General features: G+C 72.0%; 12 protein-coding genes. 8 read left to right on the top strand and 4 right to left on the bottom strand.

Annotated features, from left to right (window positions below):
* Positions 1 to 34: 34 nt before the first annotated feature.
* The 3 genes from ACFT32_RS19820 (at position 35) to ACFT32_RS19830 (ending at position 4,037) form a co-directional block, all read left to right on the top strand.
* Entirely contained in the window at positions 35 to 832 is a 798-nt protein-coding gene (locus ACFT32_RS19820) for a rhomboid-like protein (RefSeq protein ID WP_382490626.1), read from the top strand.
* A 93-nt stretch (positions 833 to 925) separates the two neighbouring features.
* Positions 926 to 3,349, top strand: a complete 2,424-nt coding sequence (gene lon, locus ACFT32_RS19825; protein ID WP_382490628.1) for an endopeptidase La — start codon at positions 926 to 928, stop codon at positions 3,347 to 3,349.
* Positions 3,350 to 3,542: 193 nt separating this feature from the next.
* Positions 3,543 to 4,037 (top strand): MarR family winged helix-turn-helix transcriptional regulator, encoded by a 495-nt coding sequence (locus ACFT32_RS19830; RefSeq protein ID WP_382490629.1) that lies wholly within the window; start codon positions 3,543 to 3,545, stop codon positions 4,035 to 4,037.
* Between the two features lie 29 nt (positions 4,038 to 4,066).
* Here the strand turns inward: ACFT32_RS19830 and ACFT32_RS19835 are convergent, their stop codons facing one another.
* Positions 4,067 to 4,852, bottom strand: a complete 786-nt coding sequence (locus tag ACFT32_RS19835; protein ID WP_382490630.1) for a protein phosphatase 2C domain-containing protein — start codon at positions 4,850 to 4,852, stop codon at positions 4,067 to 4,069.
* A gap of 368 nt (positions 4,853 to 5,220) precedes the next feature.
* Between ACFT32_RS19835 and ACFT32_RS19840 the strand changes: the two genes are divergently transcribed.
* The 5 genes from ACFT32_RS19840 to ACFT32_RS19860 are packed head-to-tail and all read left to right on the top strand — an operon-like array spanning position 5,221 to position 10,866.
* Entirely contained in the window at positions 5,221 to 8,022 is a 2,802-nt protein-coding gene (locus ACFT32_RS19840; protein ID WP_382490632.1) for a nitrate- and nitrite sensing domain-containing protein, read from the top strand.
* Entirely contained in the window at positions 8,019 to 8,543 is a 525-nt protein-coding gene (locus ACFT32_RS19845) for a roadblock/LC7 domain-containing protein (RefSeq protein ID WP_382490633.1), read from the top strand. Before ACFT32_RS19840 ends, ACFT32_RS19845 begins: the two co-directional genes overlap by 4 nt.
* Positions 8,540 to 8,962 carry a DUF742 domain-containing protein gene (locus ACFT32_RS19850; RefSeq protein ID WP_184590510.1) on the top strand — a complete coding sequence of 141 codons (423 nt, stop codon included), beginning with the start codon at positions 8,540 to 8,542 and terminating at the stop codon, positions 8,960 to 8,962. Before ACFT32_RS19845 ends, ACFT32_RS19850 begins: the two co-directional genes overlap by 4 nt.
* A complete protein-coding gene (locus tag ACFT32_RS19855; protein WP_382490635.1) occupies positions 8,943 to 9,590 on the top strand; it encodes an ATP/GTP-binding protein in 648 nt (215 codons plus the stop codon). Before ACFT32_RS19850 ends, ACFT32_RS19855 begins: the two co-directional genes overlap by 20 nt.
* Before the next feature lie 13 nt (positions 9,591 to 9,603).
* Positions 9,604 to 10,866: a styrene monooxygenase/indole monooxygenase family protein gene (locus ACFT32_RS19860; RefSeq protein WP_382490636.1), complete on the top strand. Its 1,263-nt coding sequence runs from the start codon at positions 9,604 to 9,606 to the stop codon at positions 10,864 to 10,866.
* Between the two features lie 12 nt (positions 10,867 to 10,878).
* Here ACFT32_RS19860 and ACFT32_RS19865 read toward each other — a convergent pair whose 3' ends face one another.
* The 3 genes from ACFT32_RS19865 to ACFT32_RS19875 all read right to left on the bottom strand — a co-directional run bounded on the left by ACFT32_RS19865 (position 10,879) and on the right by ACFT32_RS19875 (position 13,079).
* Positions 10,879 to 12,009, bottom strand: a complete 1,131-nt coding sequence (locus ACFT32_RS19865) for an NlpC/P60 family protein (RefSeq protein WP_382490638.1) — start codon at positions 12,007 to 12,009, stop codon at positions 10,879 to 10,881.
* Positions 12,010 to 12,115: 106 nt separating this feature from the next.
* Complete coding sequence (locus ACFT32_RS19870) at positions 12,116 to 12,415, bottom strand: hypothetical protein (RefSeq protein ID WP_382490641.1); 300 nt, start codon at positions 12,413 to 12,415, stop codon at positions 12,116 to 12,118.
* 10 nt (positions 12,416 to 12,425) lie between these two features.
* Positions 12,426 to 13,079: a TetR/AcrR family transcriptional regulator gene (locus ACFT32_RS19875; protein WP_382490643.1), complete on the bottom strand. Its 654-nt coding sequence runs from the start codon at positions 13,077 to 13,079 to the stop codon at positions 12,426 to 12,428.
* Between the last annotated feature and the right edge of the window lie 194 nt (positions 13,080 to 13,273).

Here is a 13,273-nt window from a genome sequence, read left to right on the forward strand (position 1 = left end):
CGAAGGCTGGGGCATGACGGAAGGAGCGCCCGTTGTGGAACGCATCGCGCCGCCCGACGAGACGGCCGTGACGACGCGGACGGACGCGCCCGTGTCCGGTGTGCCGGGGCTCCTGGACGGGGTTCCGAGGCAGCGGGGTCCGCGAGAGGGCGTACGGGAGTCCGTCCCGGTGCGGGAGCCCCGGCTCCGGGTGCCGCCGCCCTGGAGACTGCTGCCCACGCCGACGGGCACGCCGTTCACGTTCGGGTACGCGGTCGTGCTCTGTGTCACCTCGCTGATCTCCGCGTACGCGGACCCCGCGCTGGTCCACGCCCTGCTCCAGGCCTCCAGCACCGATGTGGCGCACCTGGTGCGGACGCCGGGGCTGGTGCTGGTCGGCAGCGCGCTGTGGGTCGCGGGCGGGATGGCCTCGCCGTTCACGATCGGGTTCGTGCTGGTGCTGACCGCGCTGGAACGGCGGATCGGGGGCCTGCGCACGGCCGGTGTCTTCCTGCTCGGGCATGTCCTGGCCACCCTGGCGACCGAGGTCCCGGTGGGGCTCGCGGTGCTGGCCGGGCACCTCCCCGACAGTTCGCTGCACCGCCTCGACTACGGCGTCAGCTTCGGCGTCGCGGCCGGCACCGGCGCCCTGGCCGGGCTGCTGTCCCCCTGGCTGCGCGTGCCGCTGCTGGCCGTCTTCGGCGGGATGCTGCTCCAGGACCTCCTCGCCTTCACCGACCCCATGACGAACTGGGGTCATCCGATCGCCCTGGCCATCGGTGTCGCGACCTGGCCGGTGCTCCGACGGTGGCGCGCGAAGCGCGCTGCGACCTCCCGGACCAGCGCTTCGTAAGTGATCGCTGACAGCGAACGGCGGTAGGGGAACATCCGGCAGCTCCCGTGCATTGAGTCGGCATAGCTCAACTTGACTGCCGAAGGGGAGATCATGGCTGCTGAGTCCAAGGCGTTCACATCGCTCACCCTGCCCGTGCTGCCGCTCGACGGCGAGGTCGTGCTGCCCGGGATGGTGGTCCCGCTGGATCTGAGCGACTCCGAGGTCCGTGCCGCGGTGGAGGCCGCTCAGGCCGCTGCGAGGTCAACACCGGGAAAGCCCCGGGTACTCCTGGTGCCGCGGATCGACGGGACATACGCGAACACCGGTGTCCTCGGCACCGTCGAGCAGGTCGGCAGGCTCGCCGACGGCGACCCGGGCGCCCTGATCCGCGGCCGGGGCCGGGTGCGCATCGGGGCGGGGACCACGGGTCCCGGCGCCGCCCTCTGGGTCGAGGGCACACGCCTCGAAGAGACCGTGCCGGAGCCCCTGCCCGGCCAGGTCGCCGAACTGGTCAAGGAATACAAGGCCCTCGCCACCGCGTGGCTGCGGGGTCGCGGCGCGTGGCAGGTCGTCGACCGGGTCCAGGCCATCGACGACGTCTCGGCGCTCGCCGACAACTCCGGCTACTCGCCGTTCCTGACCACCGACCAGAAGATCGAGCTGCTGGAGACCACCGACCCGGTGGCCCGGCTGAAGCTCGCCGCCCAGCAGCTGCGCGACCACCTCGCCGAGCAGGACGTGGCCGAGTCCATCGCCAAGGACGTCCAGGAGGGCGTCGACAAGCAGCAGCGCGAGTTCCTGCTGCGGCGTCAGCTGGAAGCCGTCCGCAAGGAGCTGCGCGAGCTGAACGGCGAGCAGGACGGTGAGGAGTCCGACGACTACCGCACCCGTGTGGAGGCCGCCGACCTGCCCGAGAACGTCCGCGAGGCCGCGCTCAAGGAGGTCGACAAGCTGGAGCGGTCCTCCGACCAGTCGCCCGAGGGCTCGTGGATCCGCACCTGGCTCGACACGGTTCTGGAGATGCCGTGGAACGAGCGCACCGAGGACGCGTACGACATCCAGGGCGCCCAGGGCGTCCTCGACGCCGAGCACGCGGGCCTTGAGGACGTGAAGGAGCGGATCACCGAGTACCTCGCGGTGCGCAAGCGGCGTACCGACCGGGGACTGGGCGTGGTCGGCGGGCGGCGCGGCGGTGCGGTGCTCGCGCTCGTGGGGCCGCCCGGCGTCGGCAAGACCAGCCTCGGTGAGTCCGTCGCCCACGCGATGGGCCGCAAGTTCGTGCGCGTCGCCCTCGGCGGTGTGCGCGACGAGGCCGAGATCCGCGGTCACCGGCGTACCTACGTCGGCGCCCTGCCCGGCCGTGTCGTCCGAGCCATCAAGGAGGCCGGGTCGATGAACCCGGTCGTGCTGCTCGACGAGATCGACAAGGTGGGCTCGGACTTCCGCGGCGACCCGGCCGCCGCCCTCCTCGAAGTCCTCGACCCGGCGCAGAACCACACCTTCCGGGACCACTACCTGGAGGTCGAGCTGGATCTGTCGGACGTCGTGTTCCTGGCCACCGCCAATGTGCTGGAGGCCATCCCGGAGGCGCTGGCCGACCGGATGGAGATCGTCCGTCTGGACGGCTACACCGAGGACGAGAAGGTCGTCATCGCCCGCGATCACCTGCTGCCGCGCCAGCTGGAGCGGGCCGGGCTCGCCGAGGACGAGGTGACCGTCGACGAGAGCGCGCTGCGCAAGCTCGCAGGTGAGTACACCCGCGAGGCGGGCGTCCGGAATCTGGAGCGGTCCGTCGCGCGGCTGCTGCGCAAGGTCGCGGCCCAGCACGAACTGGGCGAGCGGGAGCTGCCGTACACCGTCACGGACGGGGATCTGCGCGCGCTGATCGGCCGGCCGCATCATGTGCCCGAGTCCGCGCAGGAGCCGGCGGAGCGCCGGACGTCGGTGCCGGGCGTGGCGACCGGGCTCGCGGTGACGGGAGCGGGCGGTGACGTGCTGTACGTGGAGGCGTCGCTGGCCGACCCGGAGACGGGCGCGGCCGGGCTGACCCTGACCGGCCAACTTGGCGACGTGATGAAGGAGTCCGCGCAGATCGCGCTGAGCTTCCTGCGCTCCCGCGGTGCCGAGCTCGAGCTGCCGGTGGGTGATCTCAAGGACCGGGGCGTGCACATCCACTTCCCGGCGGGCGCGGTCCCCAAGGACGGTCCCAGCGCCGGCATCACCATGACCACGGCCCTCGCGTCCCTGCTGTCCGGCCGGCTGGTCCGCACGGATGTGGCGATGACCGGCGAGGTCTCGCTCACCGGGCGGGTCCTGCCGATCGGCGGCGTGAAGCAGAAGCTGCTGGCCGCCCATCGTGCCGGTGTAACCACCGTGATCATCCCCAAGCGCAACGAACCCGACCTGGACGACGTCCCGGCCGAGGTGCTGGACAGGCTCGACGTCCACGCCGTGACCGACGTCCGCCAGGTCCTGGAGCTGGCGCTCGCGCCCGCGACGAACGGGGCGGCGCCGGAGGTTCCGGTCGCGGCGTGACGGGCGTGACCGGACAGGGGAAGGCCCGGGTTCTCGTGAGGGAGGCCCGGGCCTTCGCCGTGCGGTGGGCCTTCACCGTGTGGTGGCCCTGTGTACAGGCGTGCCGTGACCTGCGGAATACTTGCCGAACTGCGGTGATGACGGCAGGTGACGGAAAATCTCAGTACGGGGCGATACCGAGGCAGGGGCTGACGTGCAGGACAACGGGAACGGCGACGGACCGGGAGGCGAATCCGCCCTGGCCGCGAGCGGTGTGGACCAGCCCGCCTTCCTCGCGCTGGAGCGTGAGCTGACCGTGCTGCTGCGGCGTGCTCGGGCCAACCAGGGCGAGATGGCCCGCGAGGTCCATCCCGACCTGGAGTCGTCCGCGTACGGGCTCCTCGTCCGGCTCGACGAGTGCGGCAGCCAGCGGGCCACCGAGCTCGCCGCCTACATCGGCGTCGGCAAGGCCACGATGTCCCGCCAGCTGCGTGCCCTGGAGGAACTCGGGCTGCTCGCGCGCGAGCCCGACCCCGCCGACGGCCGCGCCTGGCTCGTCGCCCTCACCCAGGAGGGCCGCGACCGTGTCCGCAGGGTGCGGGAGGCCCGCCGCGCCCGCTACGCCGGCCGCCTGGCCGACTGGGACACCCACGAGGTCACGGAACTGGCCCGGCTGCTGCACCAGCTCAACCGCGGCATGGAGAAGTAGCGCCCGGCGCCCGAGCCCCGGCCCCGCGTCTAGAACTCGACGAAGACCACCGTCGCGTCGTCATGGGTCTTGCTCCGGCCCAGGAACGTCCTGGCGGTGTCCCCCCGCTCCAGCGCCCGTACGCGGTCCACCAGTGCCTGGGGTCCCTCCTTGCGCACCAGGTGGAAGCAGTCCGTCCAGTCGCCCTCCTCGAACCTGTCCACCCAGCGGGTGGCGCCGTCCGTCAGGGCGGTCAGGGCGCGTACCTCACGGCGGGGCACGGTTCCCGTCACCGCCCGCCGGGCCACCGAGGGGTCGGCGGCCGCGGTGAAGAAGCCGCCCTCCTTGTTGCGGACCGTGGAGTCCACCAGCGCGTCCGTGGCCAGGGCCGAGCGGGGGAGGAGAGAGAGGCGGTCGTCGAGGACGGGCGTCACCACGCCGTCGGGGGACTCCAGGAGGAGGGCGGAGTCCGAGAGCACCAGGTACTCCACCGTGGCCGGCGTCCAGCGGGCCACGACCACGGTGGCCTGTGGTGTCCGGGGGTGAGAAAGGTCACAGGTTGCGGCGTGCGCCTCAGAGGTACGCGCGATGGCGCGGGACAAGGCGTCGACCAGGGGAGCATCCGGGAGTGAAACGGTCAGTTCGGTCAGAGCTCCGCCGAGGCGTGCGGTGAACCAGGGGACGGAATGCAGACAGCCCGTCCCGTCCTTCGGTGGCGTGACGCCGTCCAGGACGACGACCGAACCACCCTGTCCGGAGGCCGGTAGTCCGACACTGGCGAAGTCCTCGTTGGGGCGGTCGGCGTCTCCCGGCTCCGAGGCGAGTTCAGTGCGCATCCAGCCAGTCTGCACGAGCCCTTCACAAGGGTCGCAAAAGGCTGGCAATAGTTGCGAGACCGGTGCGGCAGCGCAGGTCAGACGCCTGTTTTGGGATGGAATGCTTTGTTCCGGGAAGGCGTGGTGGCGAATATTGCCACCGCCCGCCGCCGACGTCCAACCGGCGTGCCGCGCAAGGCCGCTGCAAGGGTCAGCGGAACTTGCCCCTCAACTCTCGTCCGGGGTTCACTCCTTCGGGTGGCGGGTCAGGTGATGCGCGTGCGCTGGCCACCGGCGCTGGGAGGGTCGGGAAGTGTACCGGGAGTACGCGCCAGTTGACGGAACGTCACCCGGGCCCATGGGTTCACGAGTCAGGAATGCGAGCACCGGTGCAGAAGACGCGGCCTCGTCGTACAGGCAAGCAGACGGCCCCCGCTCAGGGCACTGAGCCGACGCCCTCCACCGGCAAGGGCCGTCCCACGCACGTACGCAACCGGCTCATCGTCGCCGTGGCCGTGGTCGCCGCGGCCATCGCCGGTGCCGGCACCCCGTCCGTGCTGGCCGCCTCCGGGCAACTCCACGACTCGCAGGAGCTGGTGACGCTCGCGGAGCAGACGCAGGACGCCCTCGGGCTCGCGCACTCCCTCGCGGACGAGCGGGACGACGTCACCTCCTACATAGCCGCCGGCCGCCCCAAGGCCAAGGCGCCCTCCGAGCAGCGCAGCGCCCGCGTGGACCGGCAGGTCGAGGAGTTGCGGGCCGACACCGACACGCCCGCCTCGCTCCGCTCGGACCTCGACGACATCGCGACAGTCCGCCGGGCGGCGCTCACCGGCAAGAGCAACGCGCTCGAAGCGCACCAGGCGTACTCCACCGCCATCACCCAACTCCACCGGCTCGCCGAGCGGCTCGCGCAGCAGACGCCGCCCCGCGCGGGCTCCGGCGCCTACGCCCGGGCCGAGCTGGACTCCGCCGTCCAGCAGGCCGCAGCTGCCCGCGGGCTGCTGCTCGCCGCCCTCAGCGTGCCGCGCGGCACCGAGACGATCGACCCGGTCACCGGGCTGCCGACCGAGACCTCCTCCGACGCCGACGCCCGGCAGCGCGACGCCCTGAGCGCCGCCGCCCAGCAGGCCCGGCTGCGCTCCGACGCTGCCCTGGCCGACTTCCGCGACACCGCGCCCAAGACGGCCCGCACCTCGTTCGACTCCACGGTCACCGGCACCGAGGTCAACTCCGCCGAGAAGTACCTCGCCGCCCTCACCGACCAGCCGACGCTGTCGGGAGACGAGCTCTCCGTCAACACGAAGCGGCTGGACGCGGCCCTCTCGGCCCGGGTCGACCTGATGCGCGGCGTGGAGTCCGCCCTCTACGACCGGAGCACCAAGGACCTCGAGGCGCTGCGCGACGACGACGTCACCGCGCTGGAGATCCGCATCGCCGTCCTCGGCGCCCTCATGCTGCTCGCCGTCGGCGTCGCCACGGGAATGGCCCGCAGCCTCACCCGGCCCCTGGCTGTCCTGCGGCTGGGGTCGAAGCGCCTCGCCGAGGCCGAGGACCCGGCAGCCGAGGAGCCGGTCAAGTTCACCGGCCGCAACGACGAGTTCGCCCAGGTCGTCCGCTCCGTCAACGCCCTGCACGGGCACGCGGCCGCCCTGACCGAGCGGATCACCACGCTGGAGTCCGACCGCAAGCACCTCGTCGGCCAGCGCCAGAAGATGGCCGACGCCCGCGAGGAACTGCGCGGCGAACTCGCCGAGTCCGTCGCACAGCTGGAGCGGGTGCGCACGGCCATCGGCGGTACGTTCGTCAACCTCGCGCTGCGCACCCTCGGACTGGTCGAGCGGCAACTGGCCGTCATCGAGAACCTGGAGGAGCGCGAGCAGGACCCGGACCGGCTCGCCACCCTGTTCAAGCTCGACCACTTCGCGACGGTCATGCGCCGGCACAGCGAGAACCTCCTGGTCCTCGCCGGCACCGAGCACGTCCAGCACGCCGCCGGGCCCGTGCCGCTCGTGGACATCGTCCGTGCCGCGGTGAGCGAGATCGAGCGGTACGAGCGGGTCCGTATCGCCGCCCTGCCGCCGCACGCGCACATCGCCGGGTTCGCCGCGGACGACCTCTCCCACCTGCTGGCCGAACTCATGGAGAACGCCACGTCGTTCTCCCCGCCCGACCAGCCCGTCGAGGTCTCCGGCTGGCTGCTGGAGAACGGCGAGGTCATGCTCTCCGTCCAGGACGAGGGCATCGGCATGACCGGGGACCGGCTGGAGCGCCTGAACTCCCGCCTCGCCGACTTCGACCCGGAGGCGCCCTACGACCAGGAGGGTGAGGACGGTCTCGGGCTCGGCCTGTACGTCGTGGCCCGCCTCGCCCACCGGCACGGGGTGCGTGCGCAGTTGCGCGAGCAGAAGCAGGGCGGTGTCGCGGCGGTCGTCGTCCTGCCCCGCGCCCTCCTCGCGGCCGCCCCGCACGCGGCCGTCCCGGCCTCCGGCCCGCTCTCCGCCACGACCCACACCGTCTCCTTCCCGGGCGCCGACGCCGAGGCCAACTCCAACGTCCTGCACGGCCGCGCCGGCGGTGGGGACCCCTTGGTGGCACTGGCGGAGAAGGCGGTACGGCGGGACGAGGCAGCGGAGGCCGCCGGGCACCCGGAGCCGCTTGAAGCCGAGGCACCGGCGGAGCCCGAGATACCGGCGGAGCCCGAGGTTCCCTCGGCACCGGCGGAAACCCCTGCCGAGACCACGATGGAGCTGTTGGCCCCGGTGCCACAGGGCGAACCGGAACCGACGCGGCACGATCCGGTGGCCGCCGACGGTGACTCCGCCCCGCAGGGGCCGCCCGCACTCGGCCACGAAACCCGCACGGGGGGTGCGGGCGAGAACGACTACGCCGAAGGCGAGGCCGAGGTCGACGCGGAACACGAACGCGTCACCGACAAGGGCCTCCCCAAGCGCACACCGAAGATCACCGCGCAGACCACCGCCCCGCGCCAGCGCAGCGGCTCCGTGGACGCCGCGGCCCTCCGCCGCCGCCTCGGTGGCTTCCGCCAGGGCGCCCAGGCCGGCTACCGCGAGGTGGAGGCGGAGATCGCCGAGCAGACGGCCTCGCACAAGCGGCCGGTCACCGGCACATCAGGACCAGCTGAATCCGAAGAAGCCACGGGGGGCACAGCCGAGGAGGCAAGCAGTTGACCGCTCCCAGTACCTTCGGACTGATCGGGCTGAGCAGTGAGGCCCGCAACCTGCACTGGCTGCTGACCAACCTCGTCGAGGAGGTACCCGGCATCCTCTCGGTCGCGGTCGTCTCCTCCGACGGACTGCTCCTGCTCTCCTCCGACGACCACCGCAACCGGCAGGCCAGGGAAGCCCTGCAGGCCCGCGGTACCAAGCGGACCGGCCCGCGCGGCTCAGCCGCCGACCTGGCCACCATCGTCTCCGGCATCGGCAGCCTCACCGTCGGCGCCGCCAAGCTGATGGCCTTCGGCGGGGTCAGGCACACGATGGTCGCGATGGACGAGGGCAGCCTGTTCGTCATGTCGATCAGCGACGGCTCGCTGCTCGGCGTCCACGGCTCCGCGGAATGCGACATGAGCGTGGTGGCGTACCACATGGCCCTGTTCGTCGGCCGCGCCGGACATGTCCTGACGCCCGAACTCCGCAGCGAGCTCCGTAGTTCCCTGGAGCGGTCCCAGACGACGGGGAGTGCCCGATGAGCAGTACGCCCAAGCATCACCTCCCGGTTCGCGGCGGTGACCGCAAACCCGCCCGGGTCCGCCCCTACTCGCTCACCGGCGGCCGCACCCGGTTCGGCCACGTCCTCCTGGTGGAGACGTTCGTGGCGAGCACGGCCGCGCTGGAGGCCCCGGAGGAGCGCCGGGAACTGACCAACGGCTCCCTCTCCACCCGCGTGATGCCGGAGCTCCAGGCCATCGTCGAACTGTGCCGCCGGATGCGTACGGTGGCCGAGATCGCCGCGCTGCTGAAGATGCCGCTCGGCGTGGTCCGCGTGCTCCTCAGCGACCTCGCGGACCAGGGAAAGATTCGTGTGTACGGAACGGGAACCGGCCACGGCACGGGCCGCCCGGACCGAGCTCTGCTGGAAAGGGTGCTGAGTGGACTCCGTCGTCTCTGACGCCGCTCACGGCGTCTCCGCAACATCCCCGTTCGTTCAGCCCGACGCGAGCATGCACGCCTGGGAGACGGACCGTACCCGCGCACCCATCGCCACGAAGATCGTGGTGGCGGGCGGCTTCGGCGTGGGCAAGACCACCCTGGTCACCGCCGTCTCGGAGATCACGCCCCTGCAGACCGAGGCGCTGATGACCGAGGCGAGCGAGGCCACCGACGACCTCACCGACACACCGGGCAAGACCACCACCACCGTGGCCATGGACTTCGGGCGCCTCACGCTCGACGACGACCTGGTGCTCTACCTGTTCGGCACGCCGGGCCAGCAGCGGTTCTGGTTCATGTGGGACGACATCGTGCGCGGCGCCATCGGCGCGGTCGTCATGGCCGACACACGGCGGCTGAAGGACTGCTTCCCGGTCCTGGACTACTTCGAGAGCTCCGGGCTGCCGTACGTGGTCGCGGTCAACCACTTCGACGACAGCGAGCTGTTCGAGCCGGAGGATGTGCGGGAGGCCTTGACCATCCCGCGGCACATACCTGTCATGATCATGGACGCGCGTCGCCGGATCTCCGTGATCGAGACCCTCCTGGCCCTGGTGGGCCACGCGCTCGACGAAACCCCCGAGTAAGAGGAAAGCCCGCATGCGGAAGATACTCGTCGTCGGAGCCGGTCAGTCCGGACTCCAGATCGCTCTCGGCCTCCAGTCGCAGGGGTACGAGGTCACCCTGATGTCCAACCGGACGGCGGACGAGATCCGTACCGGCCGGGTCATGTCGACGCAGTGCATGTTCCACACGGCACTGCAGCACGAGCGCGATCTCCAGCTGAACTTCTGGGAGTCCCAGGCCCCGAAGATCGAAGGACTCGGCGTCTCGGTCGCCGCCCCCGGCTCCTGGGCCGAGGGCCCCGCGGCGCGTGCGATCGACTGGCTGGGCAGGCTCGACGGGTTCGCGCAGTCGATCGACCAGCGCGTGAAGATGGCCGGCTGGATGGAGACGTTCGCGCAGCGCGGCGGCCAGCTCGTCATCCACGGCGCGGCCGTCGGCGACCTCGACTACTTCTCCCGCACGTACGACCTGGTGCTGGTCGCGGCCGGCAAGGGCGAGCTGGTCCAGATGTTCGGCCGGGACGCGGAGCGGTCCCCCTACAGCGAGCCGCAGCGCGCGCTGGCCGTGTCGTACGTCCACGGTCTGGGCCCGCGCCCCGAGCACCCGGACACCGAAGGGGTCCGCTGCAACCTCGTGCCGGGCGTCGGCGAACTGTTCGTCATGCCCACCCTGACCACCTCCGGCCGCGCCGACATCCTGTTCTGGGAAGGCATACCCGGCGGCCCGCTCGACGCCTTCGGCGGCGTCAAGGACCCGGCGGAGCACCTCTCCCTGACCCTGGAACTCATGGAGCGGTACGTCCCCTGGGAGTACGCGCGGGCCACCAAGGTCGAGCTGACCGACGCGGGCGGCACGCTGGCCGGCCGCTACGCCCCCACCGTCCGCAACCCCATCGGCCGCCTCCCCAGTGGCGGTCTGGTGCTGGGTGTGGCGGACGTCGTCGTCGCGAACGACCCGATCACCGGGCAGGGCTCCAACTCGGCGTCCAAGTGCGCCGCCGCGTACCTCTCCGCGATCGTCGAGCACGGTGACAAGCCGTTCGACGAGGAGTGGATGCGGTCCGCCTTCGACCGCTACTGGGACACCGCCCAGCACGTCACCAAGTGGACCAACGCGATGCTCGCGCCGCCGCCGGAGCACATCCTGAACCTGATCGGCGCCGCCGGCGAGCTCCAGCCGGCCGCCGACCGCTTCGCCAACGGCTTCAACGACCCGGCCGACTTCGAGAACTTCTTCTACGAGCCGGAGAAGACGCAGGCCTACCTGGCCGAGCTGTCCGGCGCGGGCGCGGCCTAGGGCCGGCAGGGCCTAACGGTCGTATCCCTCGTCCGACCCGTCCGTGGCGCCCTCGGGGAGCTTCGGCGGCGCGTACCGCCGCAGGGGCTTCCCGGCCGGGTCCGGGCGTACGGCGCCCAGGAGCGGGTTGGCCGCGATCGGTGACACCTTCACCTTCGCGCCCGGGCGGGGTGCCTGTACGACCATGCCGTCGCCGAGGTACAGCGCCACATGCGTGGCGTCGGGGAAGTACACGACCAGGTCTCCCGGGCGCAGCTCGGCGAGCGGGATCCGCTTCAGCCGCTTCCACTGCTCCTGGCTGGTCCGGGGGATGGGCGCCCCGGCCTCAGCCCAGGCCTGCGAGGTCAGGCCCGAGCAGTCGTACGACTTCGGGCCCTCCGCGCCCCACTCGTACGGCTTGCCGAGCTGCCGGACGACGTAGCGCAGGGCTCGGTCGCCCTCCGCCGATGGTCTGCGGGTGCTGCTGAGTGCGCCGGACGCCATGAACTTCTTCTGGGCCTTCGTGATCCCGTTCCTCTCGAACTCGGAGAGGGCGGCGAGCTGGTCGCGGCCGAGGGTGGCGAGCAGTTCCTCGACGTCGTGCAGCCTCTTGACGACCTGGTCCTTTTCCTTCTTCCGCCGCTCGGTGAGGGTGAGCTGCGCGTCGAGGGCCTTGCGGGCCTTGCGGGCCAGTTCGTCGGCCTTGCGCTCGCTGCCGGTCAGCCGGTCGATCGTGTCGGCCCGGTCCCGTGCGATCCGGCCGATCACATGGCCCTGGTCGATCGCGTGCTGGGGGTCGCGGGCCAGGAGCAGCTGTACGTACGGAGAGATGTCGGTGCTGCTCTGGTACTGCTGCCGGGCCAGGCGGCCGACCTCGCCCCGGCTGTCGTGGAGGGAGAGCCGGGTGCGGGCGAGGGCGCGGTTCAGGCGGTCGGTCTCGGTGCGCTGCTTCTTCAGCTTCTCCTCGGTGGCGTTGTAGGCCTCGGTGGCCTGTTCGGCCTTGCGGTACAGGTGCTGAAGGTCCGTCAGGAGGTAGGCGAGGGAGGCGGGGGGTGGTCCGGGGTCGGGCTTCGGGGCGGCTGTGGCGGGGGCGGGAACGGGTGCGAGGACGGTCGCCGCTGCCATCGCCGCCGTACAGGCCAGACGCAGAAGGGTTCCTGACATGCCATCACCTCCGATGCGGGGGCGGCCCTTCGGCCACCGGACATCGTGAGGATGAGGGGTGCGGAGTGGTGTGTGCGGTAAGCCTGCGCGGTTCGGCGCAACAGGGTCACCCGTCGGCGTCGTCCCGCTTGCCGGGCGGCGTGGCGTGTGGCTTCGACCAGGGCCATGTGAGCCGCCGGGGCGGGACGCCCTCGGGGGCGTACTCGTACTTCCAGCGGTTGGTCAGGCCGACCCTGCCCGGTCCGCGGGGTACGCGGCGGTAGATGAACACGGTGGGCGGGCCGCCGGCCGGGTCCGGGACGGGGATGCGGTACGTCTTGGGCGGGTGGCCGGTGATGCCGAGTAGGACGGGCAGGACCCTGCCGTCCATGGGGCCGCCCTCGAAGGGGGTGTCTTCGCTCTTCACCGGATCAGTGTCAGACATCCTCGGCGAGGGCCTGGACCAGGGCGTCGGTCTGCGGGTCCCGGCGGGCGGTCACCGACAGCATGGCCACGAACTGCTCGACGAGCCAGTCGCGGAGGTCCTCGGCGGGGGGCTGCTTGTCCTCGTCGAGCCAGATCAGCGACGAGGCCTCCACGGCCGTGATCCACATGCGGATGGTCATGCGCAGGCGGGGGCCCGGGGTGGTGACCTCCAGGTGCCTGACGATGTGCTCGGCGGCGGCGCGGCGTACGCCGTCGACGATGGCGGTGGTCCGTGAGGTCTCTACGACGCTGCCACCCTGGAGGAGGGCGCTGAAGCCGGCGTCGTGCTGGTCGACGAAGGCGAGGTAGCGGTCGAGGGCGCGGGACAGGCGGGGGAGGAGGGGGCCCTCGCGGGGTTCGTCGAAGCAGGTCCGGAGCTCGTCGGCGGCGGAGCGGAGGGCGGCCTCGTAGAGCTGCTGCTTGCCGCCGGGGAAGTACCGGTACACCAGGGGGCGCGACACCCCCGCCGCCTCCGCCACGTCGTCCAGGGAGACGTCCTCCGGGGCGCGGTGCGCGAAGAGCGACAGCGCGGAGGTGAGCAGCTGGCTGCGGCGTTCCTCGACGCTGAGTCGCCGGTAGGCGGGGGTGGGGGCGGCTGGTGTCATGACTCGCAGCGTAGCCGGGGGGCCGGGTGCGGGGTGCCTGCGGCGGCCTGTGCGGGTGTGGTGGGGGTGGGCGTAGCGCCATCTCGCCGGGGGTGGGTCGGGGGCGCGCCCGGGGGGGGGGGGGGGGGGCGCGGGGGGGGGGGGGGGGGGGCCCCCCGGGCGGGGGGGTGGGCGACACACCCCCGCGGGGGGCC

Source organism: Streptomyces sp. NPDC057002, assembly GCF_042673825.1.
Taxonomy (GTDB): domain Bacteria; phylum Actinomycetota; class Actinomycetes; order Streptomycetales; family Streptomycetaceae; genus Streptomyces.